Here is a 16539-nt window from a genome sequence, read left to right as displayed (position 1 = left end):
GTTGCAGAGAGGTAAATCGTTGCAGGCGGGGCAAACACCCCGCCATAAAGCAATTTTTTGCTCATTTCGCGGCAAAAAGGCGCCATAAACGCAATTTTCACAGAAACACTAACGCATTGAAATATGTCCCATGTAATATGGCTCCGGGCTATTGCGAGATTTGCATCCATGGTCCAGATTTGATGCATTAACAACTCCCTTTAACACACTCAACGCGCTTTGACGAAACGCCATGAACAAACCTATAAAACGGCTTGAAATCATCAAATACGCCATTGAACTGGAGGATGACGGCATCATCCTCAGCCAGCTTCCTTTACTCAAAAATGAAGTTACGGACCCGGAGTTAGCGTTTATCGTTCACGCACTTGAAGAGAAAAATTACAGCGAGGCGATGCGCGCCATCACCGTCTGGCTGCAAAACCAGCGTTCAGTGGTCAGCTGGCAGGATCCGCAAGTGGCCGCCAGTAAGCTGGAACTGAAAGCGCTGGAAGAGCAAATGCGCGAACTCATTGATAAACGCAATGCGCGTATCCAGCTGCTGGATGAATTCAACGATCTCTACTTAACTCGCCTTGGGCCACTGATGTCGCAAATTTTGCGGCTGCGTAAAACGCTGGCCGAAGCGGCGGTGCGTCGCCAGGAAGCGGAAGCGCGCCGTCGCGAGGCGGATTATCTGCGCTGCCAGAAATACCTGTCGCAAGCCGTGGACGTTTTAGTGACCTTGACGCAACGCTGGCAGAGCATGCCACCGCACTCATTACAGGCGGCGGAAGCGCGCAAGCATCTGCAACAACAAAGCGAGCTGATTGCCTCGCTGCTCGCCGAAGCGCAGGAACTGGAGCGCGGCCTCACGCGGGAGGAAGAGCCCACGCGCCAGGCGCGCGACGAAGCGCGGCAGGAGTATGAAAGCTACCAAGAGCAGCAGCACGACGCGGAAAAACGCTTTAGCTTCGAGCAGAAGATGAGCGAAGACGAACGTCATGAGCTAAAACGCCTGTGGCGCCAGGCCAGTAAGCTCTGCCACCCGGACCTGGTGGATAACGAACTGAAAAACGACGCTCACAGCATGATGGTGCAGCTTAACCAGGCGCGCCAGCGCGGCGATCTGAGCGCCATCCGCTCGATTTTGACCCGTCTGCAAAAAGGGCTGGAGCCATTAATGGCGAGCGATCGTCTCAACGATCTGCAGCGTCTGCGCCAGCGCATTGTTGAAGTCAAACAGCATATTGCCAGCCTGATTGAAGAGCTGGCGACGCTGGAAAAAGAGGAATCCTGGCAGTTGATCTCCACGCTTGGCGACAGGGAAACCTACTTCCGCCAGCAGGAGAAAGCGCTGGCCGAGATCCGCCAGACGCTGGAGCAGCAGGTCAGCGAAGCCGAGTACGACGAAGTGGCCTGAGCGCAACGAGCCCGGTAATCGTACCGGGCTTTGTGTTTATTTCTTGTGCCAGTAGGCCTGCGCGCGCACCAGTTGTTGATCGATGTCGGCAGATTCAAAGCGATCCATCAGCGATTTCACTACCTCCCCTTCCCCGGTCAGCCAAATAAAATAGTCGTTTTCCGGCACGCTTATCGCCGCCAGTTTGTCGGCAACGGCCTGCGGGTGATGCCCCGCCACCCACTGAATATCAAAGCCGTTTATATCCGCGAAATAATCTTGATAAGCAACATCCGCAATGCTCACCACCGCTGTGACCTGCGGGCGTACAGCAAGCTGGCTGAGCGCTTCAAGGCGGCGGCGCAGCGCCGGCATACCGGATTCATCGCACACATATAACTGCCAGGCGTAATCTTCCGGCACCACCAGCGAACCGCGCGGCCCGCCAATAGTCAATTTATCGCCCACCTGCGCCTGCATCGCCCAGCGACTCGCTACGCCGCCGTCGTGAATATAGAAATCCAGCGCCAGTTCGTGGCGGCTGGCATCGTACAGCGGCGTATAGTCGCGGGAAGCCGGGCGCGGGCCATCGCCCCAGACGATACCTTCATCGGTCACGACTGGCGGTACAAAGTGCGTACCCGGCTGCGGGAAGAAGACTTTACTGTGATCGTCAAAGCCGCGGGAGGTGAAGCCATCCAGTTGCTCGCCGCCGAGCACAATGCGCTGGAAGCCCGCACCCGGACGCTCGACGCGCAAAACAGTTAACTCGCGAAAGCGCAGCTCATTGCGCACGCGCTGGGGATAGCGTTGAGAGTGGGTTGTCATAATCGGCCTTCGTGAACGTGAATACGATATATCTAAATGTTGTGCAAATGATAATGATTGTTGATTAGGCAGAAGGCAAGATCTTTTTAAGATATAGCCACACGAAAGCGCACCGGTTGCTAAATCAGGAAATAAAGTCATTAAAAATCATTCAATTAAGTAAAAAACACCGTCAGTGTTGTTTAAGTTGGTTATTTTAGATATAAATTAGATATATCAAATTAAATGAGTAAGCAGCTATGCGTCATCATCACGGCAATACCGACAGGGAGCACCACCACGGACACGGCGGCCGACGCCAGCGCTTTTTCGGTCACGGCGAATTACGTCTGGTGATCCTGCATTTGCTCAGCCAAAACGCCAGCCACGGCTATGAGCTGATCAAAGCCATTGAAGCGCTGACGCAGGGCAACTACACACCCAGCCCTGGTGTGATTTATCCCACTCTGGATGCTCTGCAAGCGCAGCAGTTAATTACCGTTAGCGATGAAGAAAACGGACGCCGAATGATCGCCATTACGCCGCAGGGCACGGAGTGGCTGGCGGAAAATGCGCCATCGCTGGCACAGATTGAAGAGCGGATTAAAGCACGCAACGTTGGCTATCAACTGCGCAAAAACCCACAGATGAAACGGGCGCTGGAGAACTTTAAAGCGGTGCTGGATTTACGGGTGAATCAGGGGGAAGTCAGCGCCACGCAGCTTAAACAGATAATTGGCATTATCGACCGCGCAGCGCTGGAGATTTCACAACTCGATTAAACTGCCTGTGGCACGTCGCGCAGGCGGAACACCTGCACCAGCTCGCGCAGATGTAACGCCTGATCGTTCAGCGCCGCTGCTGCAGCCACCGACTCTTCCACCAGGCTGGAGTTCTGCTGGGTGGTGGAGTCAATCAGGCCAATCGCACTGTTAATCTGCGAAATACCATCGGTCTGCTCGCGGCTCGCCTGACCAATTTCGCGCAGGATAACATCCATCTCTTCCACATTACTGACCATACCGTTAATCAGCGCACTGGCTTTTTCGACCAGCGCCATGCCTTCACGAGTCTGGCTGGTAGAGCTTTCAATCAGATGGCGAATATCGTTGGCAGAGGAAGCGCTCTTCTGGGCTAACTGACGAACTTCACCCGCCACAACCGCAAAACCACGACCGTGTTCACCGGCGCGCGCCGCTTCGACCGCCGCGTTCAGCGCCAGAATGTTTGTCTGGAAGGCAATTGCGTCAATCAGGTTGATAATGTCGGACATACGGTTGGACGTGTCGTTAATCACGCGCATCTTCTCGGTGACCTGCTTCATCATCTCGCCGTTGTTCTTCACGACTGTCGCCGCATCGGCAGAAAGGTGGGTCGCTTCGGAGGTATGATCGGCAGTGTTTTTCACCGTCGCGGTGATCTGCTCCATGGACGCCGCCGTCTGCTCAACGGAGCTGGCCTGCTCTTCGGTACGCGCCGCCAGATCCTGGTTACCGGCCACAATCTGCGCCGCCGCGCTGGAAATACTCTCTGAGCCGTTTTGCACCTGATGGACAATCTCAACAAGACGGTTTTTCATCTCCATCAGCGCACGCAGCAGTACGCCGGTTTCATCGCGGTGGCGAGAATCGATGGTACGCGTCAAATCGCCATCGGCAATCGCTTCAGCAAAGGCAACCGCCTCACTCAGCGGGCGCGTGATCATCCGTACGATATACCAGCCAATCAGGCTGCCCATGCCGATGCTAACAATCGCCAGCAGAATCAGCATCAGGCGGTTAGAACTGAAATCGTTCTGCACCTGGTCGCCCGCCGCACGCATTTGCCCATCCTGAATGGCGATCAGCGCCAACACCCGCTCTTTATAAGCATTCTGGATGTTAATGGTTTTGGTCATCATCTCCTGAATCGCACCCGCGCGGTCGTTATTTTTAACGGCATCGAGAATGCGGAAACGTGAGTCGAGGTATTGCTGGCGCACGGTGCGGATGTCGGCGAGGATTTTCTGCGATTTATCATCACGCAGGTTTTTTGATAAATCTTCCAGCAGAGCGGTAATGTGGGAGCTTATCTCAGCAAGCTGCTTTTGCGACTCACCGGTCCATTTGCCGTCACTATCCAGCAGCATCAGTTGCTGGGTGCTGACAAAGGTCTGGAAATTATCAATAAGCTGATTCGCTTTTACCGTGGTTGGGTAATCCTCGTGCACAATCTCTTGCATTCCGTTATTCGCGCGGTTCAGGCTGAAGAGAGACAGACAGGAACTCACTACCATTAACGCAATAAAAAAGCCGAACGCCAGAAATAATTTCGTGCCGATTTTTACATCATGTAAAAACATATATTCTCCATGGGTTTGATTATTTTATTGACGAAAGTTCCGCGCCCTCACCCTAATGGCGCGCTTAAGTCCCTGGCGCAAATTAAAAGAATGCAGCCACTAGCCGTTATCGGTAACGTTAGCGCTAACTTTATGAGTTTGATCGTTTTTTTAGTTACTTAATGAACTTTCTGATAGCAATCAACTATTAATAATGATCAATCGATCGTTATATATACGAAAATAAAGATTAGCGCAGGGCATATTAATATCGCTACATCAGATTTAACTCTGCATAAAATAAGAGGCGCGAAAATATATTAATACTTCACAATGCGAACTGTGCTTAATATAAAATTAACAAAATATATATATCGCACTTACATGAAATGGCAGAAATCAAGCGCTTACCAATAAAAAACCACCAGCGCGCGGCCAGTGGTTTTTTAAGAGCAACGTAAACTGTTAGTGCAAAACGGCGACGGCATCCTGCAGGCGGGCTGCGCGATGTTTAACCATTGCCGAAACCGCCGCGCTCTCCTCTACCAAACCAGCGTTTTTCTGCGTGATGGCATCCAGTTCCGCCACTGCGCGCGTCAGTTCAGAAAGCCCGGTAGCCTGCTCCGATGTCGACTGGCTAATCTGGCCGATCAGCGCAGTGACGTTTTGTACCTGATTAACAATATCTTCCATCGTGCGGCCTGCGGCATGCACCTGGTCATAACCAGACTGCACTTTACTGGCACTGGCATCGATCAGCTTACGAATATCATTCGCCGCGCTGGCGCTGCGACTCGCCAGGTGACGAACTTCACCCGCCACGACCGCAAACCCTTTGCCCTGCTCGCCTGCCCTGGCCGCTTCTACCGCAGCATTCAGCGCCAGGATATTGGTCTGGAAAGCGATGTCATTAATCAGCTTGGTAATAGAGCCGATACGCCCGGTGCTATCGGCAATCTCGTCCATGGTTTTCACCACCGTCTCCATCGCCTTACCGCCGTGCGTGGCGGCGCTACTGGCGGAGCTGGAGAGCTCGTCTGCCGCCGATGCTGTTTGCGAGTTGTTTTGTACCGATGCCGCCATCTGGCTCATGGTGGCAACCGTCTGCTGCACATTCACCACCGTCTGGCGCGTGCGTTCATTAAGATCTTCATTACCTTTCGCCAGCGTTTCACTGCCGCTACGCACACTGTGAACCTGGGTTGAAACGTCATTGATCAACCAACGGCACATCAGCCCCAGTTGCCCGATCGCCCGCAATGTCAGCCCCAGTTCATCGCTGCGATTCAACGGTTGCACGCTATTGCGTTCCCCGGTGGCCACACTCAGCGCCTGACGCGCCACGTTTTCCGCCGGGCGAACGATTTGCCACTCAAATGTCAGGCAGCCCAGCAGCATTGCCAGCGTGCTCACCGCCAGCGCCAGGCCGCCTGCACCGGTGAACCATAAGCCAGCAAATTGCGCAGCCCACAACAACGTCATGACGCTGCGGGCACGCCAGCGTAGCGGCATGCCCGCCAGTTTTCCCCACCAGTGCTTGCTAATGACCAGGCCTTTATAGACACGTTTGTTGCAACGCCCTTCATTTAACGCTTTGTACAGCGGTTCAACGGCGGCGATCTCCTCATCTTTCGCCTCGGTGCGAATCGACATGTAGCCGGTGACTTTGCCGTTGCGCACCATCGGCACAGCATTGGCTCGCACCCAGTAATGATCGCCATTTTTACGCCGGTTTTTGACGATGCCGCTCCACGGCTCGCCCTGTTTCAGGGTGTACCACATATCGGCAAAAGCCGCTTTTGGCATATCCGGGTGGCGAACAAGATTGTGGGGCTGGCCGAGCAACTCGCTGTGGGAGTAGCCACTGGCATGGATAAACGCGTCGTTGGCGTGGGTGATGTAACTTTGCTGGTCAGTTGTCGACATCAGCGTGGTGTCATCCTCCAGCATAAAGCGCTGTTGGCTGACATAAGGAGGAGAAGACATGATTGCGTCCTATGCAGGTTATATTGCTGTTAAAAATTACTGCGAATGTTATTTCGGCGATAATGGGTTTATCTTTAGTTGTTAAATTTGATTTAGATCGCAATTTGCAATAAAACCCTGTTTTTCGTGGGCTCGTTAACCCTATGATTTTAATAATTTCGTAGCGTTACCATCGCGATTCCCTCATGAGAATGCATCATTATCGCGCATTTATTGCACTATATTGGCGCAACTTAGCCATCTCTCCGTCCGCAATGAATGATTTTTAACCACAAAAGATACAAAATATTAACGGGACGGCATGATTAAATTTTGTGCGCCTTCATTTTCCCCTGGCATTTATCCCGATTTATGCTCCCCGCACCGAAGTGGCGTAATCCCTGCAATACTTAAATCGGTATCATGTGATACGCGAGTCCCTGGAGCCCATTTTGAACAGGTTACCTTCCAGCGCATCGGCATTAGCGTGCAGCGCTCACGCACTGAATCTCATTGAAAAGCGAACGCTCGACCATGAGGAGATGAAAGCATTAAACCGAGAGGTGGTGGATTACTTTAAAGAGCATGTCAATCCGGGGTTTTTAGAGTATCGAAAATCTGTTACCGCCGGCGGGGATTACGGAGCCGTAGAGTGGCAAGCTGGCAGTTTGAACACGCTTGTCGACACCCAGGGGCAGGAGTTTTTAGATTGCCTGGGTGGGTTTGGAATTTTCAATGTGGGGCACCGTAATCCAGTTGTGGTTTCCGCCGTACAGAATCAACTCGCAAAACAACCTCTGCATAGCCAGGAATTACTCGACCCGTTACGCGCCATGCTGGCGAAAACACTGGCGGCACTGACGCCTGGCAAACTGAAATACAGCTTCTTTAGCAACAGCGGCACAGAGTCCGTCGAAGCGGCGCTAAAACTGGCGAAAGCCTACCAGTCACCGCGCGGTAAATTCACCTTTGTCGCCACCAGCGGCGCGTTCCACGGTAAATCGCTGGGCGCGTTGTCGGCAACGGCAAAATCGACCTTCCGCAAACCGTTTATGCCGCTGCTGCCGGGCTTTCGTCATGTACCGTTTGGCGACATCGACGCGATGCGTACGCTGCTTAGCGAATGCCGGAAAACCGGTGATGATGTCGCCGCCGTGATCCTGGAGCCGATCCAGGGGGAAGGTGGCGTGATCTTACCACCAGCCGGTTATCTGCCAGCGGTACGCAAGCTGTGCGATGAGTTTGGCGCGCTGCTGATTTTTGACGAAGTGCAAACCGGCATGGGGCGTACGGGCAAAATGTTCGCCTGCGAACACGAAAACGTGCAGCCAGACATCTTGTGCCTGGCGAAAGCACTGGGCGGCGGCGTGATGCCGATTGGCGCAACTGTCGCCACCGAAGAGGTGTTCTCGGTGCTGTTTGATAACCCATTCCTGCACACCACCACCTTTGGCGGCAACCCGCTGGCTTGTGCGGCCGCGCTGGCGACCATCAATGTGCTGCTGGAAGAGAACCTGCCCGCTCAGGCGGAGCAGAAAGGCGACATGTTGCTGGACGGTTTCCGCGCGCTGGTGCGTCAATATCCGGATCTGGTGCAGGATGCGCGTGGTCGCGGGATGCTGATGGCAATTGAGTTTGTCGATAACGAAACGGGCTACAACTTTGCCAGTGAGATGTTCCGCCAGCGCGTACTGGTTGCCGGAACGCTCAATAACGCGAAAACCATTCGTATCGAACCGCCGCTGACGCTGACGATTGAACAGTGTGAGCAGGTGCTAAAAGCAGCAGCTAATGCGCTGGCGGCACTGCGTGTTTCTGAAGAACTGGCGTAAACAGACGCATAAAACCCTCTCCCGGCGGGAGAGGGTTTTTTATTGCTCACAGAAAATCCGGGATCATCAACACGCTCTGGTTTTCTGCCCTGCTGTCTTGCAATTTCACACTCTCGCAGAAATGTCTTTTGCAGGTGCGGTATGCGCTTTCAGGCGCAATCAATGCTGCCATGAAAGCGGATGTTTACTTCGGCAGTAAACCAATAAAGCTGCGTTTTTTGCGCGGCTCCGACATCAGTTCTTCCAGCTTCTCCACGCACGCCAGGTAGTGCGGTGTCTCCTTGTGCGCCTGGACGGCGGCGTCATCCTGATACGCTTCATAAATAAAAAAGCGGGTTTTCACTTTCGGATCCTGTAATACATCAAAACGCAGATTCCCCGGCTCGCGGATAGCGCCTTCGTGATTGGCACGAAAGACCTGTAAAAACTCATCTACTCTGTCCGGTTTGATATTGATTTCCACCAGCGTCACATTCATGGTTGCTCTCCTTGTTTTTCCTCCAGCCAGAACTGGTACGCCTCACGGGCGTGCATGTGCTCGTGTACCACTTTTTTCACCGCCTTGAGCATGGCGAGCGGCGCGCTGGACTGGAAAATGTTGCGCCCCATATCCACGCCCGACGCGCCCTGATCAATGGCGCGGAAGCACATCTCCAGCGCCTCCTGCTCGGGTAACTTTTTCCCGCCAGCAATCACGATCGGTACCGGGCAACTGGCGGTGACCTTTTCGAACCCCTCTTCCACAAAGTAGGTTTTCACAAACTGCGCGCCCATTTCGGCGGCGATACGGCTGGCCAGCGAAAAATAACGCGCATCGCGCGTCATCTCTTTACCTACACCGGTCACTGCCATCGTCGGCACACCGTAGCGGTTGCCCGCGTCCACCAGCTTGATGATGTTATTAATCGACTGGTGTTCATGCTCACTGCCGATGTAGATTTGCGCCGCCACCGCACAGACGTTGAGCCGCAGCGCGTCTTCCATCGCCACCGCCACGCATTCGTTAGAGAGTTCGGCGAGGATTGAGTTGCCGCCAGAGGCGCGCAGCACCACCGGTTTATTGGTGGCGGGCGGCACCACACTGCGCAAAATGCCACGCGTACACATCAGCACATCGGTTTGTGCGAACAGCGGCGCAATCGATAGATCAATACGCTCAAGCCCGGTCGTCGGTCCCTGAAAATAGCCGTGATCGAAGGCCAGCATCACCGTGCGGTTACTCTGTGGGTTAAAGATCCTTGCCAGCCGCGATTGCATGCCCCAGTCCAGCGCACCGCAGCCCTTCAGGGTGAAAGGCACATTTTGCTGCGCGGTGCCCAGGCCAAAGTCTTTGCCATCTTTGATGTCATCTACATCCGCCATCCTGCCTCCCGCAAAAAGCTGTGATAGAACAAGTGATTTTGTGACTGATGAATGTTCAAAAGCGTAGGCGCTGAACTATATTTACGACCGTACGAGGATCACAGTTTTATCTATGATGCTTGCGAGGGGGCAAAACCCATGAGTTACCTTTTAGCGTTAGATGCAGGGACTGGCAGCATTCGGGCAGTGATCTTCGACTTAAGCGGGCGGCAAATTGCCGTCGGCCAGGCCGAGTGGAAACACCTCAGCGTGGAAAACGTCCCCGGCTCAATGGAGTTCGACCTCAACACCAACTGGCAACTGGCCTGCCAGTGCATCCGCCAGGCGCTGAAAACCGCCGGTCTGAGCGGCGCGGATATCCAGTCAGTCGCCTGCTGCTCCATGCGCGAAGGCATTGTGCTGTATAACAACAATGGCGACGCCATCTGGGCGTGCGCCAACGTGGATTCCCGCGCCAGCCATGAAGTCGCCGAGTTAAAAGAGATCCATGACTGGCAGTTTGAAGCCGAAGTCTACAGCGTTTCCGGGCAGACGCTGGCGCTCAGCGCCATGCCGCGTCTGCTGTGGCTGGCGCACCATCGCCCCGACATTTACCGCGATACCGCCACCATCACCATGATCAGCGACTGGCTGGCCTCGCGCCTCTCCGGCTGGTTAGCGGTGGATCCTTCCAATGCCGGCACCACCGGTATGCTCGATCTTTTCACGCGCGACTGGCGACCCGACTTACTGGATATGGCCGGGTTACGCCCGGATCTGTTATCACCGGTGAAAGAGACCGGCAGCCTGTTGGGCGAAGTCACTCACCAGGCGGCGCAAGAGTGCGGTCTGCGCGAAGGCACGCCGGTAGTGATGGGTGGCGGTGATGTACAGCTCGGCAGCCTTGGCCTTGGCGTGGTGCGAGCCGGACAAACCGCCGTGCTCGGCGGCACGTTCTGGCAGCAAGTGGTGAACCTGCCGCAAGTGCGCACCGACCCGGAAATGAATATCCGCGTCAATCCGCATGTCATTCCAGGCATGGTGCAAGCGGAGTCGATAAGCTTTTTCACCGGCCTGACCATGCGCTGGTTCCGCGACGCGTTTTGCGCCGAAGAAAAGTTGATTGCCGAGCGGATGGGCATTGACGCCTACACCTTACTGGAAGAGATGGCAGGCCGGGTACCGGCGGGTTCATGGGGCGTGATGCCCATTTTCTCCGACGCCATGCACTTCAAGCAGTGGTATCACGCTGCACCGTCGTTTATTAACCTCTCCATCGACCCGGAAAAATGCAACAAAGCCACGCTGTTCCGCGCACTGGAAGAGAACGCTGCCATCGTTTCCGCCTGCAATCTGGCGCAGATTTCACGCTTTTCCGGCGTGCAGTTTGACAGCCTGGTCTTCGCCGGTGGCGGTGCGAAAGGCGCGCTGTGGAGCCAGATTTTAAGCGATGTCACGGGCCTGCCGGTACGTGTGCCGGAAGTGAAAGAGGCCACCGCGCTGGGCTGTGCTATCGCCGCGGGTGTGGGTGCCGGGTTGTATGACGACATGGCAGCCACCGGCGAGCGGCTGGTACGCTGGAGCCGGGAATTTACGCCGAACCCGGAACATCGCGAGCTGTACGACACCATGATGCTGAAGTGGCAGAAAATCTACGCAGAACAACTCGGCCTCGTCGACAGCGGTTTAACCACATCCCTGTGGCAGGCACCCGGCCTGACAACCGGCGCCTGACGCGCTTTTCCCTCTCCCGTTGCGGGAGAGGGATATTTGAATCCCATCACAATCATTCGCTCCGCCTTTTCCCTTTTCTGCCGCGACGGCTAAAGTAGAACTCATCCGACCACATAACAATAATTTTACACTGGAAGAGAGCATGAGCCATTACCCGTCGCTGTTCACCCCACTCGATCTGGGCTTTACCACGCTAAAAAACCGTGTGCTGATGGGTTCGATGCACACCGGGCTGGAGGAGCGCCCGGACGGCGCAGAGCGGCTGGCGGCATTCTATGCTGAACGCGCCCGTCATGGCGTCGCGCTGATAGTCACCGGCGGGGTTGCGCCCGCACTTTCCGGCGTCACCATGGAGGGCGGCGCGGTGCTGAACGATACCAGCCAGCTTCCCCATCACCGGCAAATCACTGAAGCAGTGCATCAGGAAGGCGGCAAGATCGCCCTGCAAATTCTGCACACCGGACGCTACAGCTACCAGCCGCAGCTGGTCGCGCCATCGGCGTTACAGGCGCCGATCAACCGCTTTACGCCGCATGAATTGAGCCATGATGAAATTCTCACGCTGATTGATGATTTCGCCCGCTGCGCTGCGCTGGCACAGCAGGCCGGTTACGACGGCGTTGAAGTGATGGGTTCTGAGGGCTACCTGATTAACGAATTTCTCGCCGCGCGCACCAATCACCGTGAGGACGAATGGGGCGGCGATTATACCCGGCGTATGCGCTTTGCCGTGGAAGTGGTGCGTGCCGTGCGCGAGCGTGTCGGCAGCGACTTTATTATTATCTACCGCCTGTCGATGCTGGATCTCGTCGAAGGCGGCGGCACGCTGGAAGAAACCATCGCGCTGGCGCAGGCGGTGGAAGCCGCAGGCGCGACGCTGATTAATACCGGTATTGGCTGGCACGAAGCGCGCATCCCAACCATTGCCACGCCGGTGCCGCGCGGCGCATTCAGTTGGGTGACGCGTAAGCTGAAAGGCAAAGTGAAGGTGCCGCTTATTACCACCAACCGCATTAACGATCCTGGGGTGGCCGACGAGATCCTCGCGCGTGGTGATGCCGATATGGTATCGATGGCGCGCCCGTTTCTGGCCGATGCCGGGTTTGTGTCGAAAGCGCAAAATGGTCGCGCGGATGAGATCAATACCTGCATCGGTTGTAACCAGGCCTGCCTGGATCAGATCTTCGCCGGTAAAGTCACCTCCTGCCTTGTTAACCCCCGCGCCTGCCATGAAACGCTAATGCCGGTGCTTCCGGCTGTGCAAAAGAAAAACCTGGCGGTGGTCGGCGCAGGCCCTGCCGGGCTGGCGTTCGCCATTAATGCCGCGGCACGCGGGCATGGCGTAACGCTGTTTGATGCCCAGGCGGAGATCGGCGGGCAGTTTAATGTCGCCAAACAGATCCCCGGCAAAGAAGAGTTCTACGAAACGCTGCGTTACTACCGGCGAATGATCGATCTGACCGGCGTTACGTTATGCCTGAATCAACGCGTCGATCCGGTCACCCTACTGGGGTTTGACGAGGTGATCCTTGCCAGCGGCATTGAACCGCGGATGCCGCCAATCGACGGGATCGACCATCCGAAAGTGCTGAACTACCTCGATGTGCTGCGCGATAAAGCACCGGTGGGTGAAAGTGTGGCCATTATTGGCTGCGGCGGGATCGGCTTTGATACCGCAATGTATTTAAGCCAGCCGGGCGAGCCAACCAGCCAGAACATCGCCGAATTTTGTGTGGAATGGGGAATTGATACCAGCCTGAATGAAGTGGGCGGTCTGCGCCCGGAAGGACCGCAGTTGCCGAAAAGCCCGCGCCGCATTGTGATGTTGCAGCGTAAAGCCAGCAAGCCTGGTGAAGGCCTGGGGAAAACCACCGGCTGGATCCACCGCGCCACGTTGCTGTCGCGTGGCGTGAAAATGATCCCGGCGGTCAGTTATCAAAAGATCGACGATGCCGGTTTACATCTGTTGATCGGCGGTGAACCTCAGCTATTGGCTGTTGATCATGTGGTGATCTGCGCAGGCCAGGAGCCAAAACGCGAGCTGGCGGAACCGCTGCGTGAAGCGGGTAAAACAGTGCATTTGATAGGTGGATGCGATGTGGCGCTGGAACTGGATGCCCGCCGGGCGATTGCGCAAGGGACAAAACTGGCGCTGGCAATTTAAAACAACTGGCTTAAAGCTTTCCGGCCCCCCAGCCTAGCTGAAAGTTTTCTATGAATAACAAAGTGGCCCGCAAAGCGGGCCACATTCCATTAGCGTTTCTTACGCACTTTTACCGCTTTCAGCACCACGAACTTGTTGTTAGTGGCGAGGGTTTCGCAGTTGCCAAATACGCGTTTTAGCTTGCGGAAATAGTCGAGGTGGCGGTTGCCGACAATGCGCAGTTCGCCGCCATATTTCAGGCAGAAACGCGCATCGTTGAACATCTGCCAGGCAATATGATCGGTAATCGCGCTCTGCTGATGGAACGGCGGGTTACACACGATTGCGTCAAACCTGTCCGGCTCCACGCCGGACAGCGAGTTATTGATCATAAACTCGCTGCGTTCAACGGCTTGTGGCAGGTTCGCTTCCACATTCAGCCGCGCGGAAGCCACCGCCATCGCCGACTCATCGGCGAACAGCACACGGCTGTTCGGGTTCTGCGCCAGCAGTTTTAAACCAATCACACCGTTGCCGCAGCCTAAATCAACCATCTCACCTTCCACGTTTTCCGGCAGATGTTGCAGGAAAAATCGCGCGCCAATATCCAGCCCGCTGCGGGAAAAGACATTGGCATGGTTATGGATAGTCCAGTTCGTGCCGTCCAGCTTCCAGCTGGCGAGCACAGAACTCTCCTCAAGCGCAGGCGCGTTAAACGTGCAGTTGATGAGCCGGGCTTTTTTCCATGCCAGCGTGGTGGTGGTCGGCCCGAGAATTTTTTCAAACAGCGCTAACGTCGAGTTGTGGACATCGCGCGCTTTCGCCCCGGCGATAATCCGCGTGTTCGGCGTGACAACCTCGCGTAACGCGCGCAGTTGCTGCTCGAGCAGCGCCAGCTGTTTTGGCACTTTAATCAGCACTAACGCCGGGTTTGCAGGCAGCGGGTGCAGGCTGTCTTGCAGCGTGACGGCGGTGTCGTCCAGATCGTTAATGCGCAGGTTATGCTGTGTCGCCAGCTCTGCTATATAGGAGTCGTTGACGGAAACCGGGCGATGCGACGCCAGCGCACAGGCCAGCGCGCCGAAGCTGTCATTAAAAATCAGAACCGGGCCATCGACCTCATTCACCTGTTGCAGCAGATATTCATCCGCCGCGTCCCACGCCTGTAGCGACGCCTCTTCCACGCCGACAGGGAATCTGTCTAAAGTGAATGATTGTCCGTTTAACTCAACCTGGCTCATCGCCCCTCCGCAATGCTAAAATTCGCGCGTTTTATCGCTTAATTATCCGGAGATGTAAACACATTTCGCCATGAACAAGCTGACCTATCTTCAGGGCTACCCTGAATCCCTGCTGACGCAGGTTACCGCCCTGATTGAACAGAACCGGCTGGGCGAGGTGCTGAAAAAGCGCTATCAGGAAAGCCACGACATCACCACCGATAAAGCGCTTTATCACTATACGCAAACGCTGAAAAATCAGTATCTGCGTAACGCCGCGCCGGTGAATAAGGTGATGTATGACAGCAAAATCCATGTGTTAAACAATGCACTCGGCTTACATACGGCGGTCTCCCGCGTCCAGGGCGGCAAGTTAAAAGCCAAAGCGGAAATCCGCGTCGCCACGGTGTTTCGCGACGCGCCAGAAGCCTTCTTGCGGATGATCGTGGTTCACGAACTTGCGCATCTGAAAGAGAAAGATCACAACAAAGCGTTCTACCAGCTGTGCTGCTATATGGAGCCGCAGTACCACCAGCTCGAGTTTGATACGCGATTGTGGCTAACGCATCTGACGCTGGATCGTAACGGGTGAGATTTTCGCCATCACCTTTTGTGCTTGTGCGGGGCAGTGCACTGGTTTTGTCATCTCGTCGTGCTAGAGTGATCGAAGACCCCCTTACGGAGAATTAGCGCCTGTATGATACGTTTCGCTGTCATAGGTACGAACTGGATCACCCGCCAGTTCGTCGATGCCGCCCATGAAACGGGCAAATATAAACTCACCGCCGTTTTTTCCCGCAGCCTTGAACAGGCGCAAACGTTCGCCAACGACTACCCGGTCGAACATCTGTTTACCTCGCTTGAAGATATGGCACAAAGCGATGCGATTGACGCGGTTTATATTGCCAGCCCGAATTCCCTGCATTTCCCACAGACGCAGCTTTTTCTGCGTCACAAAAAGCATGTGATCTGCGAAAAACCGCTGGCCTCCAACCTGCGTGAAGTGGAAGCGGCCATCGCCTGCGCGCGGGAAAATCAGGTGGTGCTGTTTGAAGCGTTCAAAACCGCCAGCCTGCCGAATTTTATTTTGCTGAAACAAACGCTGGCCAAAGCTGGCAAGCTCCGTAAAGCCTTTATCAACTACTGCCAGTATTCGTCGCGTTACCAGCGTTACCTGGACGGAGAAAACCCAAATACCTTTAATCCGGCGTTTTCCAACGGCTCGATTATGGACATTGGCTTCTACTGCCTGGCGTCCGCCGTGGCGCTGTGGGGCGAGCCGCACAGCGTTCAGGCCACCGCCAGTCTGCTGGAAAGCGGCGTGGATGCCCACGGCGTGGTGGTGATGGATTACGGTGATTTCAGCGTCACGCTGCAACACTCGAAAGTGAGTGATTCCGTGCTGCCGAGCGAAATTCAGGGCGAGGCCGGATCGCTGGTGATCGAGAAAATCTCCGAATGCCAGAAAGTCTCGTTCGTGCCGCGCGGCGGCAAAGCGCAGGAACTGACACAGCCGCAGCACATCAATACCATGCTGTATGAAGCGGAAACCTTTGCCCGCCTGGTGGAAGAGAACGAAGTCAACCACCCGGGGCTGGACGTAAGCCGGGTCACGGCAAAACTGCTGACCGAAATTCGCCGCCAGATCGGCGTCGTTTTCCCGGCGGATGACATCGGCGAACAGCTGCCGGCGTAAAGGTTCGTAAAGCATAGATGGCTTCACATTGACGGAATCAATATGCTGACATATTTTGTTACCTGCAAAGGGGAGTAACTTCATTGCCGGTGGATCGTCA

The 16539-nt window shown here is 55.1% G+C and carries 13 protein-coding genes; 7 read left to right on the top strand and 6 right to left on the bottom strand.

The genetic code is table 11. From position 1 onward, the window contains the following. The first annotated feature begins 232 nt into the window (after nt 1-232). Nucleotides 233-1402: a DNA repair ATPase gene (locus tag O3S68_RS13650; RefSeq protein ID WP_020455359.1), complete on the top strand. Its 1170-nt coding sequence runs from the start codon at nt 233-235 to the stop codon at nt 1400-1402. Nucleotides 1403-1438: 36 nt separating this feature from the next. On the opposite strand, the gene O3S68_RS13645 is transcribed toward O3S68_RS13650, so the two are convergent. Then, the gene (locus O3S68_RS13645) at nt 1439-2212 is read right to left on the bottom strand and encodes a siderophore-interacting protein (protein ID WP_269232017.1); all 774 of its coding nucleotides are present in this window, start codon (nt 2210-2212) and stop codon (nt 1439-1441) included. Between the two features lie 236 nt (nt 2213-2448). Between O3S68_RS13645 and O3S68_RS13640 the strand changes: the two genes are divergently transcribed. Beyond that, complete coding sequence (locus O3S68_RS13640) at nt 2449-2970, top strand: PadR family transcriptional regulator (protein WP_269231732.1); 522 nt, start codon at nt 2449-2451, stop codon at nt 2968-2970. Here O3S68_RS13640 and O3S68_RS13635 read toward each other — a convergent pair. Then, complete coding sequence (locus tag O3S68_RS13635; RefSeq protein WP_097406003.1) at nt 2967-4529, bottom strand: methyl-accepting chemotaxis protein; 1563 nt, start codon at nt 4527-4529, stop codon at nt 2967-2969. The genes O3S68_RS13640 and O3S68_RS13635 overlap by 4 nt on opposite strands. Nucleotides 4530-4973: 444 nt before the next feature. Next, a complete protein-coding gene (locus O3S68_RS13630; RefSeq protein ID WP_045513151.1) occupies nt 4974-6494 on the bottom strand; it encodes a methyl-accepting chemotaxis protein in 1521 nt (506 codons plus the stop codon). 431 nt (nt 6495-6925) lie between these two features. Between O3S68_RS13630 and ygjG the strand changes: the two genes are divergently transcribed. Next, nucleotides 6926-8305, top strand: coding sequence for a putrescine aminotransferase (gene ygjG, locus O3S68_RS13625; protein WP_174240561.1), 1380 nt, complete (start codon nt 6926-6928; stop codon nt 8303-8305). A gap of 184 nt (nt 8306-8489) precedes the next feature. Here the strand turns inward: ygjG and lsrG are convergent, their stop codons facing one another. After that, nucleotides 8490-8783: a (4S)-4-hydroxy-5-phosphonooxypentane-2,3-dione isomerase gene (gene lsrG, locus O3S68_RS13620; protein ID WP_020455365.1), complete on the bottom strand. Its 294-nt coding sequence runs from the start codon at nt 8781-8783 to the stop codon at nt 8490-8492. Further along, nucleotides 8780-9667: a 3-hydroxy-5-phosphonooxypentane-2,4-dione thiolase gene (lsrF, locus tag O3S68_RS13615; protein WP_020455366.1), complete on the bottom strand. Its 888-nt coding sequence runs from the start codon at nt 9665-9667 to the stop codon at nt 8780-8782. Before lsrF ends, lsrG begins: the two co-directional genes overlap by 4 nt. A 138-nt stretch (nt 9668-9805) precedes the next feature. Between lsrF and lsrK the strand changes: the two genes are divergently transcribed. Together lsrK and O3S68_RS13605 are read left to right on the top strand one after the other, a co-directional pair. After that, the gene (lsrK, locus tag O3S68_RS13610; RefSeq protein ID WP_020455367.1) at nt 9806-11380 is read left to right on the top strand and encodes an autoinducer-2 kinase; all 1575 of its coding nucleotides are present in this window, start codon (nt 9806-9808) and stop codon (nt 11378-11380) included. A gap of 142 nt (nt 11381-11522) precedes the next feature. After that, entirely contained in the window at nt 11523-13544 is a 2022-nt protein-coding gene (locus O3S68_RS13605; protein WP_269231731.1) for an NADPH-dependent 2,4-dienoyl-CoA reductase, read from the top strand. 89 nt (nt 13545-13633) lie between these two features. Here O3S68_RS13605 and rlmG read toward each other — a convergent pair whose 3' ends face one another. Continuing rightward, complete coding sequence (gene rlmG, locus O3S68_RS13600; protein WP_269231730.1) at nt 13634-14764, bottom strand: 23S rRNA (guanine(1835)-N(2))-methyltransferase RlmG; 1131 nt, start codon at nt 14762-14764, stop codon at nt 13634-13636. A 70-nt stretch (nt 14765-14834) separates the two neighbouring features. Here rlmG and O3S68_RS13595 point away from each other — a divergent pair, with 70 nt between their 5' ends. After that, nucleotides 14835-15335 (top strand): M48 metallopeptidase family protein, encoded by a 501-nt coding sequence (locus tag O3S68_RS13595; RefSeq protein WP_269231729.1) that lies wholly within the window; start codon nt 14835-14837, stop codon nt 15333-15335. 105 nt (nt 15336-15440) lie between these two features. Beyond that, a complete protein-coding gene (locus O3S68_RS13590; RefSeq protein WP_020455371.1) occupies nt 15441-16439 on the top strand; it encodes a Gfo/Idh/MocA family protein in 999 nt (332 codons plus the stop codon). The last annotated feature ends 100 nt before the right edge of the window (nt 16440-16539 follow it).

This window comes from Kosakonia sp. SOY2, assembly GCF_027109175.1.
GTDB lineage: Bacteria > Pseudomonadota > Gammaproteobacteria > Enterobacterales > Enterobacteriaceae > Kosakonia.
This window is presented reverse-complemented; position numbering and strand designations above follow the sequence as displayed.